The following is a 16290-nucleotide window of genomic DNA, read 5'->3' as shown; positions in this document are numbered from 1 at the left end:
ATCCGGCAACGGCTTAACGAGAAAGGCAAGCAAATGAATCGTCGAAATATCCTGAAAAGTATTGCGCTCGGTGCTGCAAGTGCCGCAGTGGGTGTCGGAGGGCTCGTGCCGGCATCGGTACGCGCGGCAAACCAACCGCTGAAGTTGGCGCTGATGGCGCCGATGAGCGGGCCTGCCGCATTTTTCGGTCAAGCCTGCAAAAATAGCGCAGCGATGGCGGTCGAGGAGATCAATGCGCGCGGTGGCGTGTTGGGTCGCCCGCTCGAGTTGCGGGTGGGGGACGCCGGCGCCGCACCTTCCGAATCCGCGCAGACGGCACTCCGCCTCTGGAAGCGCGACAAGGCGGAGGTCTTCGTCGGATCGCACGATAGTGCCGTCCGGACCGCGCTGGAAAGCCTTTTTCGGGGCCAGGTGCCTTACTTCTACACGCCGATGTACGAGGGGGGCGATTGCGCGAAGGGGACGTTCTTCGTTGGCGAGACCCCCGCGCAGCAATTGACGCCGGTCATTCCGTGGTTGACCGCCAAGCACCAGGTCAAGCGCTGGTTCCTGATCGGCAACGACTACATCTGGCCGCGCAAGTCGAACGAAGTGGCGAAAAAGGCGATTCAGGGGGCCGGCGCGACCGTGGTCGGCGAAGAATACGTTCCATTCGACGTCGACAACTTCGACGCGGTGCTTGGCAAGATCCGGGACAGCAAGGCGGATGCGGTGTTCATCACGCTGGTAGGCGGGTCGGCCGTCACATTCAACAGAAGTTTCGCGAGCTTCGGTCTCAGCGACAAGATGATCCGTTTCGGCACGATGATCGAAGAAAACACGTTGATCGGCATCGGCGCGTCCAACTCCCGGAATCTATACTCCGCATCCGGCTTTTTCTCGACGCCGACCGCAACCTCCGCGCAGTTTCTGGAGCGCTATCACAAGCAGTTCGGCGCTTCTGCGGTGTTGAGCAGCATCGGCGAGTCGACATACGAAGGCATCCTGATGTATGACGCGATGGCCAGGAAGGCGAGCTCCGTGTCGATCGGCGATCTGAACAAGGCTTCCGACGGGGCAAGCTACAAAGGCCCGCGCGGCGTGGTCACGATGAAGTCTCGAAACGTGACGGCCGACATTTTCCTCGCGAAGGCGTCAGGCGCGCGCTACGACATCGTCAAGACGTTCTCGCAACTTGGCTCGGCCGAGACCTGTGCGAGCGGTGTGGGCGCGGGTTGAAGTCATGCTGCTTTCCTATTTTCTCAATCTCGGTTACGCGTGTGCGGCCCTTGCGCTCACGACGATAGGCCTGGCAATCGTGTTCGGGTTGCTGGGCGTCCTGAACATGGCGCATGGCGAGTTCGTCATGCTCGGCGCGTACTCGGTGGTCGTCGTGCAGCGTCTCGGGTTATCCGCTTTGCTTGCCGTACCTCTGGCGATCGTCGTCTGCGCTGCTATCGGATGGATTGTCGAACGCCTGCTGGTTCGTCCTTTGTATCAGCGGCCATTCGATACCTTGCTCGCAACCTGGGGCGTTGCGATCCTTCTGCGTGAAGGTGTGGCCGCATTGTTCGGAAAGGGTTACCAGGACGTGACAGGTGCGGATGGCGCGTCGATCGATGTCCTGGGCACCCAGTATCCGGCGTTCCGGCTTGCGGTGATGCTCGCGGTGGGTGTGGCGTTCGCCGGGCTCGCGGCATGGTACAGCCGCAGCCAGATGGGCGGGCGGATTCGAGGCATGGTCGCGAATCCGCTTCTTGCCAAGGCGGTCGGCATCAATACGCCCCGACTTGCCAGCGGCACTTTCATCATGGGTGTGGTGCTCGCCGGGTTGGCGGGGGTGCTGCTCGCACCGATCGTGCGGGTCGAGCCGTACATGGGCCTCGACTATCTTCTCAATTCGTTTTTCGTGCTCGTCGTCGGCGGCTTGGGCAGCTTGCTCGGTCTCGCGGTCGGCACGTTGGTCATAGGTGGAACGCAGGTCGCGGTGTCGAGTTTCATCGATCAGACGTCGGGTTATACCGCTGTGCTGATCCTGTCCATCTATTTCTTGTGGAGTCGCCCGAATGGCCTCGTCTCGCGCCGTTGAAACGGCTCTCCAGGTTGCCACGGCGGCAATTCTTCTGAGTTTGCCGATGTGGGCCGGCGACTACAGTGCAAACCAGATCGGGCTTCTGTTGCTGTATGGAATGGCGACGCAAAGCGTTGCCTTGTGCTGGGGGAATTCAGGCTTTCTGCCGCTCGGCCAAAGTCTGTTCTTCGGGCTGGGCGCATATGTCAGTGCCTTCGTATTGCGCAGCGCAGCCGCGGACGGCGGCGAATGGCAGATCATTCTGCTCCCGCTTGCAATCGCGGTACCGGCAACCCTGGCTTATGCAATTGGATTCATCGTCTTTGCTCGTCGGATCGACAGTGGGCCGTTTTTCTCGTTGATTACCCTTGCGTTATGCATGTTGGGGTTTCTGGTAGCGAATCAATGGAGCAGCGTAACCGGCGGCTTCAACGGGCTCACCGATATCCCCGACCTGCCGATGACCGACAGGTATGGAAATCTGTATTACGTGATCGCGGCGGCCGCGGTTGTCGTCACGGCACTGATCACCTGGTTGAGCCGCAGACCGATCGGGACGCTCTGGGCAGCCGTCTCGGAGAATGAAGATCGCCTCCAGTTTTTTGGATTCGCGACGCACAAACTGAAGGCTGCCGCTTTCGGCCTGTCGGGCGCGATCGCGGGGCTGGGTGGTGCGCTGTATGCGCCTCACGAGGGGCTGGTCGGTCCTCAGGCACTCGGTGTCGCGTTGTCGGCGCAGTTCGTCATCTGGGCAGCCGTCGGCGGGAAGCGCAGTCCGTTGGGCGCGCAGCTCGGTGCCGTCGTGATCGGGCTCCTCGCAGCGACTTGGCGTGACCTGTTCACCTATTGGGAAGTGCTGGTTGCGCTGATTTTCATCGGTGTGGTGCGGCTTTTTCCCGATGGCCTGGCCGGTGCGGCTGCCGCGCTTGCGCGTATCGCGGGTCTGCGCGTGGCGAACACCATTCCGGAGAAACGGATCGATGCTCACGATATCGAGACGATCGACCTGCGAGCGGCTCAATCTACGCTGCTCAGTTTCAGGAAGGTGGAAGTCAGCCAGGGCGGCGTCGACATTCTCAACGGGCTCGACCTCGAAGTGGGAGCAGGAGTCGTCAATTGCTTCATCGGCCCCAATGGCGCCGGGAAGACGTCGACATTCAACGCAATGACTGGCCGCTTGCCGGTCCGGTCAGGTGAAATTCACTTTCGGGGGGCCGAAATTTCGTCCTCTCAGGCCTGGCAAGTCGCCCGACTGGGTGTCGGCCGCAAGTTTCAGATTCCTACTGTTTTTGCGCAGTTGTCCGTCAACGAGAATCTTCAGATCGCCCTGTGGGCGAACCGGATACGTGCTCGAGAGATGCTGACCGCGGCGCCGCTGCACTGGAATTCGCTTCAACGCGTTCGCACGCTTGAAAAATTCGGGTTTCTCGAGCCGAATATGGCCGTTCGTGCGGGCGAACTTTCTCAAGGGATGCGCCAGATGCTGGAGTTCGCGATGGTGGCGATCACCGAGCCGCGTTTGCTGCTCCTCGACGAACCGTGCGCCGGCCTATCGGCGCACGAAACCCGTCACATGATGGACGCAATCACGTCGACCGTGGGCGAACTGGACGCGTCGGCCATCGTCATCGAGCACGACATGAGCGCGCTCGAAAAGATCGCCGACAACGTGGTGGTCCTCCATCAGGGAAGAAGCCTCGCGGTCGGCTCTCTGGCGCAGATCAAGATGTCGGAAGACGTCAAGGCCGTCTACTCGGGAGGAAGAAAGTGAGCGAATGCCGGCGAGAAGCAGTGTTGAGGTTTTCATCGATCGTCGCGGGCTATGGCGACACGATGGTGCTCAAGGGCATCGACGGCGAGGTGGCCGCGGGCAACGTCCTGGGTGTATTCGGCCGCAACGGCGTGGGCAAGTCGACGCTCATGCGCGCTTTGACGGGCGTCATCCAGCCTGCGTCCGGCGCGGTCATTGTCAACGGCGGTGAGGTCGGCAATGTGCTGTCGCATCAGCGGCGACGTTCAGGGATGAGCTATGCGCCGCAGGAGCGGGTCGTCTTCGATAATTTGAGCGTCTCGGACAACCTGACACTCGGATTCAACACCAGAAACCTGGACGCATACGACGATTTGCTCGGGATTTTCCCGCGTCTGAAAGAGCGGTTGTTCCAACCGGCCGGCAAGCTGAGCGGTGGTGAGAAGAAGTTGCTTTCCTTCGCCAGGGTCGTCGCGGAACGCTCGCCTCTCACGCTGATCGACGAGCCGTCGGAAGGTGTTCAGCAGGAGAACCTGGAACGAATGGCATTCGTCATCCGGTCTCGAATCGCGGAAGGGGCGGCGTTCGTGGTCGTCGAGCAGAACCTGACGTTTCTCACGTCGATCGCCGACAGCTTCATCGGTCTGGATCATGGAGAAGTCGTGCTGTCGGGTGACTCGGTCGATATGTCTCGCGATCAGCTCGAAGCGGTATTGGCAGTGTAGCCTCTCGCATTCGAGGATTCGTCGCGTCGTGCGTACGTGGCCGTAGACCGCGCCGTCCAATCGTCACGACGGCGCGGTCGTCCTGGCCGTGACGATGGAGGCAGCAAGTTCCGCGCGGTTGGAGAATCCCTTCTTGTCCATGATTCGCCGCAAATGGGTGCGTACGGTCGACAAGCTGATGCAGAGAAGACGGCCGATATCCTGATCGGTACAACCCTTTGCGACAAGCTGCGCGATTTCGCTCTCGCGATCCGTGAGCCCGGTCGCGCTGTCTGTCCGACGTTTGATGGCGCGGCAAAGGAACGGCTCGATCGCGTCGAGCAAGAGTTTGTCACGCATCTCGAACTCAGGCCGATTCCTGGTTCGCCAGATTCTCAGGTCGCTCAACTGGCGTTCGCCGTCGAAGACAAACACGTTGATTCCGTGATGCAAGCCATCCTGCGCGAGAAACTCGTTGTAGAACTCGCTGTTCTCCAGCGCAGGCCGGTCCATCACTTCCTCCACCAACGTGGCCCTGCGCAGCTTGCAGAGCTGCGCCGTCATCGGGTCATTGTGCTGGTACCAGCTCGTGTAGCGACGCACGTGATCCGAGTCGACGTTGACCGCAATCGGGTCCACGTAGACCTCTCTTTCGGCATCCCAGTTGTAGGACACGCAGAAATCGGATCGCAGCAGCCGGGTCAGGTCTGACAAGACGACGCGCCTTACATCCACGATCGGTCCGAGTTCTTCGAGCCGTCCGATGATGTCGCCGAAAAGCCGGAGTTCGTCGAGCGTGAGATCGTGAACTTGTGGCTTCAAGGGGGCCTCATCGGTAGGTGGAATCGGGAGGCAGCATGCACGACATGCCTCGAAAGACTGGTTCGCATTACACATCAAGCGTAGCAGGGCAAAAAATCCCGATCAGCAACGAATTTCACTGCCGTGGCTTGTCCGTTGTATTCACGCCGCAGTCAGGTCCACTGCCTATTGCAGATCGGAAGGGCGGTTCGCGCGGGCGCTTGAATTTCTTGAACACGAGCTCAGACCAGGGTTTCCCCGTCGATATTTCTAACGATGGGGCTCAAAAAACCGTGCTCATAGAGTAGACGCGCAGTGGGAAGCGGACGTGCCGAGACTGCTCGTTGTAGCGGGGCAAGCTGGAGGATTACCCGCAGACGCCTGCCCATTGACAAAACGATTCCGATGCATGCCAAGCGGGACGTTTTCCTCAGTCATTTTCGTCAACGAAAGCTACGCAGAAAATCAGGATAGCGATATGAATATGGTCATCAAGCGGAGCATGGCGATGTGCGCCGCGGTCGGATGCGGCGTGGCACATGCACAGTCCTCAGTGACGCTGTACGGGCTGATGGATGCGGGTATTACGTACTCGAACAATGCGACATCGAGCACCGGACATGGCGCGCTCGTGCAGTTCACGTCCGGGTCTTCGCAGGGAGATCGCTGGGGGCTGACGGGTAAAGAGGACCTGGGTGGCGGACTCAAGGCGATCTTCACGCTCGAAAGCGGCTTTCAGCTTTCCAACGGAGCCTTGGCGCAGAGCGGGCTGTTGTTCAATCGCGCGGCCTTCATCGGCCTTGACGGGCGCTTCGGCACGCTGACGTTCGGGCGACAGTACGATTTCATCGGCGATATCTTCCCGGCGTACTCGATTGCGGGGAACACGGCTGCGGGTATCCTCGGGTGGGGAATCCCGGCGTATGCGGCTCGCGGGTATACGCTCGATAACCGGCTGTGGGGCGATAACGTCAATAACTCGGTGAAGTATCTTTCGCCCGCGATTTCAGGTTTCAGTGTCGGCGCCATGTATGGCTTCGGCAATGTCGCCGGCTCGTTGGGCACCAACAGCTCGATGAATTTTCTGCTGAACTACAGCCGAGGCGGGCTCGCCGCATCGCTGTCGTATTTCAAGCAGCATAACGCGACCAGTTCCGCGAACTTGACGGAATACGCAGGCGGTGCAACTTACAGCGTGGGGGACGCGCAGATTTTTGGTGTCGTTACCGATGTTCAGTTGAGCAGCGGCACCCAGGCTAGAGCGCTGACCTACGACGGTGGCATGACTTACTTTGTCAGGCCCGATATTTCGCTTGGAGCAGGGTTCCAGTTTCAACAGCGCAACAACGGCGTCGGCAGCGCGAACCAGGTGACCATCGGGGCGGATTACTTCCTTTCCAAGCGGACGGACGTGTATTTCGTTGGCGCGCTCGCGCATGATCATGCGCAGGGCGCTCAGATCGAAGCAGGGCTCGGATCGCCGTCCAGCACGAGTTTTCAGACTGCGGCCCGGATCGGCATTCGCCACAAGTTCTGACTCTCGCGAGTGGCCACGGCATGTATATCGCACAAAGGGTTGGGCAAGGATGGGCGATTCCCTGCGGTGTCATGGACGGCCGCAGGGATTGACATCACTTTGATGTCAATCATTTCACGATCTGCCGAAGATGAAGCGGGCCACGAGGACAACGTATTTAGCAGACGTGTCCAACACCCTACGGCGGGATCGGCGCCGCGCCATGTATGTTCCGAGCAGCGCCGCAACCTGCCTCAGCCCGCCTCGGCCGCCGGCAGCGCCAGCGTCACCGTGGTGCCCTGCCATGCCGCGCTGCGCACGCGGATCTCTCCCGCATGGCGCTCCATCACCGCCTTCACGAAGGCCATCCCGAGCCCGACGCCCTTGGTTTCGGGCTGGCCGTCGAGGCGGAAGCGCCGGTAGCGCTCGAACAGCCGCGCCTGGTCGGCGATGTCGATGCCGTAGCCGTGGTCGCGGATCACGCAGCGCACGGTGGCGCGGTCCTCGCTCAATTCGACCGAGCATTCGACGCGCGTGTGCGCCTCGCTGTACTTGACGGCATTGGCGAGCAGGTTGATCAGCGCGCGCGAGAGCAGCGCCGGGTCGCCGCGCACCAGCGCATCCTCGCGGCGCGCCACGTCGTCGATCACGATTGCCTTCTCGCGCGCGAGCGGCCAGACCGCGTCGCGCGCCTCGTTCATCAGGTCGGCGAGGTTGACCGGCACCGGCTCGTATTCGCCGGCCTCGGCGCGCGACATCTGCGCGAAGCCGTCGGCCATCGCCAGCGTGTGGCGCGCGAGCCTGTCGATGCGCGCGAGCCGCTCGCGCGGCACGCAATCGGGCGGGCAGGCGCCCGGCGCCTCGTCCGGCTGGTTGACGAGCACGATCACCGAGGTCAGCGGCGCGCGCATGTCGTGCGAGAACAGCGTCAGCATGTCGTCGCGCTGCCGCTCCAGCACGTTGCGGCGGACATAGGCGCGGCGCAAGGTGTCGAGCGCCTCGCTGACATGCCGGATTTCCAGGCTCGCGCCGGCCGGCACGGTGATCGGCGAGACGTCGCCCTCGCTCAAGGCGATGATGCGCCGGCGCAGGTGGTCCAGCGGGATCAGCAGGGCGCGGCGGGTGCTGCGCACCAGCGCATACAGGATCGCGAGGCTGAGCAGGGTGGCGACGATCGAGATCGCCACGCGCAGGCGCGCCAGGTTGCGGTAGGCGGTGGCGCGCGCCTGCGCCGACTCGATCACGCGATCGCGCAATTGCTCGGAGGGCTGGAACATCGGCACGATGCGCCGCGAGAAGTCGGCGGCGCTGGTCGAATAGCGGCCGTCGCGGCCCTCGGTGAAGGTCTGGTCGACCAGCGGCACGATGCCGTTGTCGAGCGCGCTGTTCAGGCGCATGAAGTCGACCGCGATCGCCGGGTTGGCGAGCTGCGGCACCACCGCCCCGGCGATCAGCGAGCGCAACTGCTCGATGCGCCCGCGCATCAGCATGATCTGCGAGAGCCGCTCGGGATCGAGCGGCTGCCTCAGGAACATCGGCGCGATGAACAGCGAGCCGAGCCGGCCGGAGTATTCGCGCAGGTCGCCGAGCAGGCGCGCGAGCAGCAGTGCGCCGGCCACGTCGGGGTTGCCGAGCGTGGCGTGGGTGGACAGGTCGTCGATCAGCGGCGCGAGCGCGTCGACGATCCCGAACAGGCGTACCTGCACCTGCACGATCTGCCGCTCGGTGCGCGCGGCGCTCGGTTGCGCGGCCAGCGCGTCCACCTCCCGGCGTGCCGCCGCCAGCCGCGCGATGATCAGGTCGAGCGCGCCGCGCAGGCCTTCGGGGTCGGTCGGCCCGAGATTCGAGGCATGGGCCAGGCCGTCGCGGAATGCGGCCAGGGCCGCGTCGGAGCGCTCGCGTGCCTCGGCGAGGTTGCGCCGCTCGACGGCATCGTCGCCGCGCAGGTGGGCGAGCTGGTCGTTGGTCGGCCCGCGTTCGGCCGAGACCCGGTTGGCGGCCACCATCGCGACGCGCACCAGCTCGAAGGCGCGCAGGTCCGCGTTGCCCTGGCGGTAGCGCGCGTAGCTGTTCGCAAGGATCGTGCCGCACAGCAGCGCCAGCATCGCCACCACCAGCGTGAGGCCGATGCGCATCCTCTGCTGGATCGTCAGCTGGCGTAGGCCCGGCCTGGGCAGCGGGTTCAGGGAGAAAAATCGGCGCATGGCGCATTACCCATACAGTGGATCCGGGCGACCGCGCCGGTGCCGGACCCGTGATCCGGACGCGGGGCCGGTGGGCTAGCCGGCCGGGCGGCCAGTTGTGCGCCGATATTAGCGGAATCCGGGAGCGCCGAAAGCGGGAAGATGCGAGCAGTGCGGGGCGCGCGAGGCGACGCCGGCTTCGCGAAGCGGGGCGGTGAGCCGTGGCCGGCGGGGATGCCGGCAGCGGGTGCTGCGCAATCAGCCCGAGGTGTCGCCGCGCCCGGCCGGTTTGCCGGGCGTCCTGGCTTCGGGCTGCCGAGAGTTCAGGCGATGCCGATGCGCCACTGCCCTTGCGGCAGCGTGCCGTTCACGGCGAAATCGCCGACGATGCGTTCGCGGTAGATGCGCGGGTTGTGCGAGGCGATGGTGCGCGCATTGCGCCAGTAGCGGTCCAGGCCGTTGCCGCGCAGCGTCGCCGAGGCGCCGAGCGCGTCGAACACGCTGCCGGTGGCGTCGAGCACGAGTTCGATGACCACCGCCTGGGCCTGCCAGATCTCGAGCTCGGCCTCGGCGATGGCGGTCGCACCCGGGTTCGCGGTCGCGCCGTCGAGCCTGGCCTGCGCCGGCTGGGTAGAGGCAGCCGCGGCCTGCGTGGCGCGCTCGAGCGCGCGGGCCGCCTGCGCCACGGCCGCCGCCGCCGCCCAGGCTTGCGAGCGGGCGCGGCCGATCACCTGCAGCACCTGCGCATCGTCGGCGGGCCGCGCGGCCGGCGCGTGGCTGTAGCTGCGGCGGCGCGCGGCCACCTGCGCCGCCGCGTCGTTGACGGCCGCGCGGGCGATGCCGGCCAGCGTGGCCAGGTGCACCAGTTGATAGAACGCTTCCGAGTAATCGAAGGGCGCGCGCTCGACGATCTCGCGCTCGTCGACGGGCACCGCCACGAAACGGCTGGTGCCGCTGGCGGTGAGGCGCTGCCCCATGCCGTCCCAGTCGTCGATCACCTCCACGCCGCTCGCGCGGCGGTCGATGGTGACGCTGACATAGGCGTCGTTCGGGTCGGTCGCGCCGACATGGATCCAATCGGCGAACAGCGAGCCGGTGGTGTAGAACTTGGTGCCGTCCAGGCGCCAGCCGTGCTCGCCGCGCGTGAGGCGCGTGCCGAACTGCGACTGCTTCGCGTCGCCGCTCTCGGACCACGCGCCGCCGACGATATCGCCCTTCGCGAGCCGCGTGAGCCAGGTGTCGCGGCGCGCGGCGGGGCTGCCGAGCACATGCTCGACGAAGCCGAAATGCGCGCGCAGCGCCTGGGTCGGGTTCGAATCGGCTTCGGACAGCTCGATCAGCAGCTCGAAGAATTCAGGCAGGCCGAGCCCGAGCCCGCCGTATTCGCGCGGCACGCGCACGGCGGTGAAGCCGGCGTCGCGCAGCCAGTCGATGGTCTCGAAGGGCAGGCGGCGCTCGATCTCGCTGGCGACCGCCTGCTCGCGGATACGCGCGAACAGCGGGCGGAACGGGGCCACCAGGCCCGCGTAGGCGTCGCGGGGTGGCTCGCCCCAGGCGGTGGCCGCGGCGAGATCGGAAGGCAGGGCGGAAGCGCGATCTTGGGACATGGAGGAAAAACCTGGGTCGGAGTCGGGAAAAACGGCAGCGCTCAGGCCACCGCACCACGGCGCCCGGCGAAGCTGATCGCGAGCACCGCCAGGATCAGCGCGCCGGTGGCCACCTGCTGCCAGTAGAAATTCCAGCCGATCAGCAGCAGGCCGTTGGCGACCAGGCTCAGCAGCAGTACGCCGAGCAGGGTGCCCGGCACGCTCGGCCGCCGCGCCGGCGACAGCGTGGTGCCGATGAAGGTGGCGCCGATCGCGTTGAGCAGGAAGCCGTTGCCGGACAGCGGCACATAGGCCTTGACGGTGGACGACAGCAGCAGCCCGACCACGCCATAGACCAGCGCGCTGGCCACGAAGCCGGCCGTGACGATGGCCGCCACCGGCAGCCCCGAATGGCGGGCCACGCCGGGCTGCACGCCGAAGGCGACGGCGGCGCGGCCGAAGCTCGACCAGGCCAGCGCGGCATGCACGGCCAGCGCCAGCACCGCCACGATCAGGAGCGGCACCGGCACGCCGCCGAGCCGGCCGTGCGCGAGCGCGCCGAACAGCGGCGGCAGGGCCAGGTTCAGCAGGTAGACGGGCTGGCCGCCGTCGGTGGCGAGCTGCTGGACGGTCTGGCCGATGAACAGGGTGCCGAGCGTGGCGAGGAAGGGTGCGATGCCGATCCGCGCGATCAGCAGGCTGTTGAACAGGCCCACCGCCGCGGCCGCCGCCAGGCCGCCGGCCAGCGCGAGCGGCACGCCGACATGATGGGCGCACAGCAGCACGAAGGCGAGGCTGGCCAGGTCGATCGCGCTGCCCAGCGAGAGATCGACGGCGCCCAGCGACAGTGCGAGGGTCATGCCGAGCGCGGCGATCGCGAGCAGCGCGAAGTTGTTGAGCAGCACGTCGGCCAGGTTGCCGGGCCGCGCGAAGCCGGGCGCGAACACGGCGAAGAACAGGATCACGGCCAGCAGCGCGCCGACCAGGGTGAAGCGCCGCGGCGAGCCGAGGCGCGCGAGGGCGCACAGGCGGGCTTCAGTCATGGGCTCGGCTCCCGGCATGACGGCGGCGCACGATCGCGGTGGTCGCGACCACGAACAGGATCAGCACGCCTTCCACGCCGTTGACCCAGTAGCTCGACACGTTGTCGAGCTGGAAGCCGTTGCCGATCACGCCGATGAACAGCACCGCCAGCAGCGTGCCGGGAATGGTCGGTACCAGGCGGCGCGAGAACACCACGCCGAGCAGGGCGGCGGCCACCACGGTCAGCAGGTTGTCGCCGGCGCCGGGCGAGCTGCCGCTCAGCAGGGCGAGGTTGGCCAGCGCGGCCAGCGCCGCCGCCAGCCCGCTCAGCACGTAGCTGGCCGCGATCGCGCGGTTCACGCGCAGGCCAGCCGCGCGGGCTGCCTCGGGATGCGCGCCCACCGCGTGCAGGCGCAGCCCGAAGGGCGTGCGATGGATCAGCAGCGCGAACACGGCGGCCGCCGCCAGCAGCGCGAGCGCGAGGGTGGGCACGCCGGCGATGCCGTCGCCGAGCAGGAAGGCGAGCAGCGGCGAGCTGGCCGGCACCGAGGTGTTCTGCGTGAGCACCAGTTCGAAGCCGGCGCACAGGTTCATGGTGGTCAGCGTGGCGAGCAGCGGGTAGATGCGCAGCACGATCACCGCGAAGGCATTGAGCGCGCCGACCGCCGCGCCGGCCGCCAGCGTCAGCGCGAGCGCCAGGCCGGGCGAGATGCCGGCGCGCAACGCGACGGCATACACGGCGGCACACAAGCCGAGGTTGGCGGCCACCGACAGGTCGAGGCCGCCGCGGATCGGGTCGGCGCCGCCGCCGATCAGCACCACCGTCAGGCCGAAGCCGAGCAGGCCGACCACGGCCGATTGCTGGACCACGTTGGCGAGATTGGCGAGCGTCAGGAACAGCGGCGAGCTGAGCGCGAACACCGCCAGCACGGCGGCGAAGGCGAGCGCCGCGCCGCTGCGCAGCCACCATTGCGCGCCGGGCAGCGGCAGGCGGCGGCCCGGGCGCGGCGTGGCCGGCGCGTCGCCGCCGGCGGCCGCGTCGGGCCGGGCGTCGAGGACCTTGCTCATGCCGCCACCTCGCTGCGTGCCTGGCCGCGCTCGAAGGCATCGCCGCCGCGCGCGCCGGTGGCCCAGGCGAGCAGTTCGTGGCGGTCGGTGTCGCGCGTGACGAGCTCGCGAACCAGGCGGCCGCGCGCCATCACCAGCACGCGGTCGGTGATGCCGAGCAGCTCGATCAGGTCGCTCGAGAACAGCAGCACGCTGGCGCCCTCGCGCGCGAGGCGCTCCAGCAGCCGGTAGATCTCGTGCTTCGCGCCGATGTCGACGCCGATGGTCGGCTCGTCGAGCAGATAGACATGCGAGGCGCGACTCAGCCACTTGGCGAGCGCGACCTTCTGCTGGTTGCCGCCCGAGAGCTGGCGCACCGGGGCGTCGCTGCCGGGCGCGCGGATCGCGAGCGCCTCGATCAGGCCCGCCACGATGCCGGTTTCCCGCGCGCGGGCCACCAGGCCGAAGCGGCTCACGCGCCCGAGGCTGGCCAGCGAGATGTTCTCTCGCACCGACAACGCGGGCGCCACGCCGTGCGCGCGGCGGTCCTCCGGCACGAAGGCGATGCCCTGGCGCACCGCGTCGCGCGGCGAGCGCAGGCGCAGCGCGCGGCCGTCGAGCGCGAGGCTGCCGCTCACGCCGCGTTCGAGCCCGAACAGGCTGCGCACCAGCGGCTTGCCGCCCGAGCCGAGCAGGCCCGTCACGCCGACGATTTCCCCGCGGCCCACCGAGAACGACACGTCCTCGAAGCGGCCCGGCGCCGACCATGCCTGCACGCGCAGGCGCGCGGGGCCGATCGCGCGCGGCGCGGCCTGCGCGCCCGACGGCGCGTCCTCGCCGATCATCGCGGCCACCATGGCCTCCACCGAGCTTGCGCGCGCATCGAAATGAGCGACATCCGCGCCGTCGCGCAGCACCGTCACGCCGTCGCAAACCTGGGCGATCTCGTTGAGGTAGTGCGAGACATAGAGAATGGTCTGCCCGCGCTCGCGCAGATGCTCGATGGTGCGCAGCAGGCGCTGCACCTCGCGGCTCACCAGCGCGGCGGTGGGCTCGTCGAACACCAGGATGGCCGGCTGCTCCACCAGCACGCGCGTGATCTGCACCAGTTGCTGCTCGGCCACGCTCAGTTCGCCGATCAGCCGATCGGGCGGCAGCGTCACGCCGAAATGCGCATCGAGCGCGTCGAGCGCCGCGCGCCGCATCCGGCGCCGGTCTAGCAGGCGCAGCGAGCCGGCCGCGCGCGGCCCGAAGGCGGGTTCGCGGCCCAGCCACAGCGCCTCGGCCACCGTCAGCGTCGGCGCCAGCAGGCGTTCCTGGTGGATGAAGCCGATCCCGGCCGCGCCGCGTCGCGCGAGACCGTCCACCTCGATGCTTCCCGCGTCGGCCTCATGGATGCCGGCCAGGATCTTGATCAGGGTGGACTTGCCCGCGCCGTTCTGGCCGATCAGGCCGTGCACGGTGCCGCGCGGCACCGTCAGCGAGGCGCCGCGCAGGGCCGGCACGCCGTCGAAACGCTTGACGATGCCGCGCAGCGCCAGCGCGGGCGGCGTGCTGGCCGGCCCGCTCATTTCGTTGCAGCCGCGACGGGCTGGGCCTGGCCGAGCGTCTGCTGCAGCGAGCCGGCATTGTCCTTGGTCACCAGCAGCGAGGGCACGTAGGTATAGGGCGGCAGCGAGCGGTCGCCCGCCAGGTAGCGCGCCACGTTGTCGGCGGCGGTCTTGCCGATCAGCGCCGGCTGCTGCGCCACCACCGCGCCGGCGCTCGACTTCGGATCCTTGACCAGCGCCACCACGTCGGGGCTGCCGTCCACCGCGTAGGTGCGGATCTCGCCGCGATGCGCGGCGTCCACGGCCTGCGTGGCGCCCACCTGCGGCACGTCCCAGGCCGACCAGATCGCCGAGATCTGCCCCTTCGGGTACTTGGTCAGCAACTGGCTGACTTGCGCATAGGCGTTCTGCACCGTGTTCGGGATCACGTCGCGCAGCTCGGGCTCGATGATGTGGACCTTCGGGTAGTACTTCAGCACCGCCTTCAACTGGTCGTAGCGGATTGCGCAGACCGGCACGCCGTAGAAGCCGTTGAACACCAGGATGTTGCCCTCGCCGTGGATGTCGTTGACCAGCTTCAGCGCCAGTTGCTCGCCGATGAAGAAGTTGTCCGAGGTGGTGTCGTTGATGCTGGCCGGCGAGGCGGTGTCGATCGTGAACAGCGGGATGCCGGCCTGGCGGATCTTCTGCAGCCAGGGCTCGAGCACCGAGGCGGTGCCGAGCTGCTCGATGATCGCGTCGGGCTTCTGCGCGATCAGCGTCTGGATCTGGGCGATCTGGCGGTTGTCGTTGCGGCCCGCATCGAGCGCGATCGGCGTGCCGCCGAGGCGCTTGATCTCGTCGATGGCGCCCTGGTAGGCCTTCAGATCCCAGTAATGATCGGTGCCGGCGGCCGTGATGCCGATCCGCTTGCCCTTCAGCGAGGGCACCGGCGCGTTGTCGGGCGCGGCCTGCGCTTGCGCGGACGGCGCCGGCAGGGCCAGCGGCACCACTAGCGCGGCGGCCACGGCGATTGACGACAAGCGGGCGGCGAAATCGACGCGGAAGCGGCGGCGGGTGACACGAGGGGCACGAACGGGGCGAGTGGGGCGGAGGCGGGAGCGGAGCGTCATCGAGGCACGAGTCAGGTCGGGAGAACGTCGGAACCGGCTGCGATCGAGCCGGATCAGCAGCAATCTAATCGGCGGCCCCGGCCTCGCGAAACCATCGATTTGCGCTTTGGTTATGAGCACCGGCCTGAAGTGCTTTGCCGGTTTTCCACGCGTTGCATCTGACGCGGGGTGGATTGTCGACGCGATGCGGCGCAATGGGGGGAATCGTTGCGCTTCGCGGCGCCTATCGCCGGCCTCGATTGACAAGGCCGGCGGCCGCCTGCAAGCTCCGCGCTTCCCATTTTTTCTCGATGCGCGAGCGCCGGCCCCAGGGCGCGTGGCGCACCTCGAGTTGTTCAGGACTTCGCATGAAGAAACGTTGGATCGCCGGCATCGTGGTGCTCGTCGTGATCGGCGCGGGCGCCGGCCTGGCGCTGGCCGGCCGAGAGCTGTCGCGGGTGGTGCCGGTCGCCAACGGCATGACGCGCGTCTCGTTCGACGGCAACGACGGCTACGTGATACGCAGCTGGCGCGAGAACTACAACGCGCATGGCTTCGACATGATCAGCTTCCACTTCGTCGACAAGGCCAATGGCGGCCAGTGGAACCTGGTGCCGCTGTACGGCGCGCCGGGCAAGCCCGGGGCCAAGGGCGCCGACGACGACGAAATCGACACGCTGACCGTGAACGGCGGCGCAGACTGCCTGCTGCAGGATTTCCGCCTGCTGAAGGCGGCGGCGGGGCAGCCGATGCGGCTGATCGTGGCGACGCGCGAGATGGGCGACAACTACGCGGCTTCGGAGACGGTGCGCTTCAGCGACTACGTGCTGACGCGCAACGACGACGGCACGATCGGCTGGCCGCCGCTGTACTTCAAGCTGGTCAAGCGCACGCAGTCGACCGGCAGATATTGCGACGTGAACGAGGCCTTTGACCGTGAACGGCATCTCGGCACGCTGAGCGGCGTGGCGCATTGATGGGGTGATTCG

General features: G+C 66.7%; 13 protein-coding genes. 6 read left to right on the top strand and 7 right to left on the bottom strand.

The genetic code is table 11. From position 1 onward, the window contains the following. The first annotated feature begins 33 nt into the window (after positions 1 to 33). Genes FB600_RS14785 through FB600_RS14770 form a run of 4 tightly spaced genes read left to right on the top strand, consistent with a single transcriptional unit; the run spans position 34 to position 4525 of the window. On the top strand, positions 34 to 1218 hold the full coding sequence (locus FB600_RS14785; RefSeq protein ID WP_145757037.1) for a substrate-binding domain-containing protein: 1185 nt from the start codon (positions 34 to 36) through the stop codon (positions 1216 to 1218). A gap of 4 nt (positions 1219 to 1222) precedes the next feature. Further along, entirely contained in the window at positions 1223 to 2068 is an 846-nt protein-coding gene (locus FB600_RS14780) for a branched-chain amino acid ABC transporter permease (RefSeq protein WP_145757038.1), read from the top strand. Further along, a complete protein-coding gene (locus FB600_RS14775; RefSeq protein WP_145757039.1) occupies positions 2046 to 3821 on the top strand; it encodes an ABC transporter permease subunit in 1776 nt (591 codons plus the stop codon). The genes FB600_RS14780 and FB600_RS14775 overlap by 23 nt, the downstream gene beginning before the upstream one ends. After that, a complete protein-coding gene (locus FB600_RS14770; RefSeq protein ID WP_244102710.1) occupies positions 3818 to 4525 on the top strand; it encodes an ABC transporter ATP-binding protein in 708 nt (235 codons plus the stop codon). The genes FB600_RS14775 and FB600_RS14770 overlap by 4 nt, the downstream gene beginning before the upstream one ends. A 63-nt stretch (positions 4526 to 4588) precedes the next feature. On the opposite strand, the gene FB600_RS14765 is transcribed toward FB600_RS14770, so the two are convergent. Then, positions 4589 to 5326 carry a helix-turn-helix transcriptional regulator gene (locus FB600_RS14765; protein WP_244102711.1) on the bottom strand — a complete coding sequence of 246 codons (738 nt, stop codon included), beginning with the start codon at positions 5324 to 5326 and terminating at the stop codon, positions 4589 to 4591. Positions 5327 to 5783: 457 nt separating this feature from the next. Between FB600_RS14765 and FB600_RS14760 the strand changes: the two genes are divergently transcribed. Then, on the top strand, positions 5784 to 6842 hold the full coding sequence (locus tag FB600_RS14760; protein WP_261383383.1) for a porin: 1059 nt from the start codon (positions 5784 to 5786) through the stop codon (positions 6840 to 6842). Positions 6843 to 7075: 233 nt separating this feature from the next. Here the strand turns inward: FB600_RS14760 and FB600_RS14755 are convergent, their stop codons facing one another. The 6 genes from FB600_RS14755 to FB600_RS14730 form a co-directional block, all read right to left on the bottom strand. Then, on the bottom strand, positions 7076 to 9025 hold the full coding sequence (locus tag FB600_RS14755; protein ID WP_145757041.1) for a HAMP domain-containing histidine kinase: 1950 nt from the start codon (positions 9023 to 9025) through the stop codon (positions 7076 to 7078). A 302-nt stretch (positions 9026 to 9327) separates the two neighbouring features. Then, complete coding sequence (locus tag FB600_RS14750; RefSeq protein WP_145757042.1) at positions 9328 to 10611, bottom strand: acyl-CoA dehydrogenase family protein; 1284 nt, start codon at positions 10609 to 10611, stop codon at positions 9328 to 9330. 41 nt (positions 10612 to 10652) lie between these two features. Beyond that, a complete protein-coding gene (locus FB600_RS14745) occupies positions 10653 to 11633 on the bottom strand; it encodes an ABC transporter permease (RefSeq protein ID WP_046574996.1) in 981 nt (326 codons plus the stop codon). Further along, the gene (locus FB600_RS14740) at positions 11626 to 12681 is read right to left on the bottom strand and encodes an ABC transporter permease (protein WP_145757043.1); all 1056 of its coding nucleotides are present in this window, start codon (positions 12679 to 12681) and stop codon (positions 11626 to 11628) included. Before FB600_RS14740 ends, FB600_RS14745 begins: the two co-directional genes overlap by 8 nt. Next, entirely contained in the window at positions 12678 to 14231 is a 1554-nt protein-coding gene (locus tag FB600_RS14735) for a sugar ABC transporter ATP-binding protein (protein ID WP_145757044.1), read from the bottom strand. Before FB600_RS14735 ends, FB600_RS14740 begins: the two co-directional genes overlap by 4 nt. Next, positions 14228 to 15232, bottom strand: coding sequence for a sugar ABC transporter substrate-binding protein (locus FB600_RS14730; protein ID WP_096751986.1), 1005 nt, complete (start codon positions 15230 to 15232; stop codon positions 14228 to 14230). Before FB600_RS14730 ends, FB600_RS14735 begins: the two co-directional genes overlap by 4 nt. 437 nt (positions 15233 to 15669) lie before the next feature. Between FB600_RS14730 and FB600_RS14725 the strand changes: the two genes are divergently transcribed. Next, positions 15670 to 16278, top strand: a complete 609-nt coding sequence (locus FB600_RS14725) for a hypothetical protein (protein ID WP_036055331.1) — start codon at positions 15670 to 15672, stop codon at positions 16276 to 16278. Positions 16279 to 16290: the final 12 nt, after the last annotated feature.

It is taken from the genome of Burkholderia sp. SJZ089 (assembly GCF_007828315.1).
Taxonomy (GTDB): Bacteria; Pseudomonadota; Gammaproteobacteria; order Burkholderiales; family Burkholderiaceae; genus Burkholderia; species Burkholderia gladioli.
This window is presented reverse-complemented; position numbering and strand designations above follow the sequence as displayed.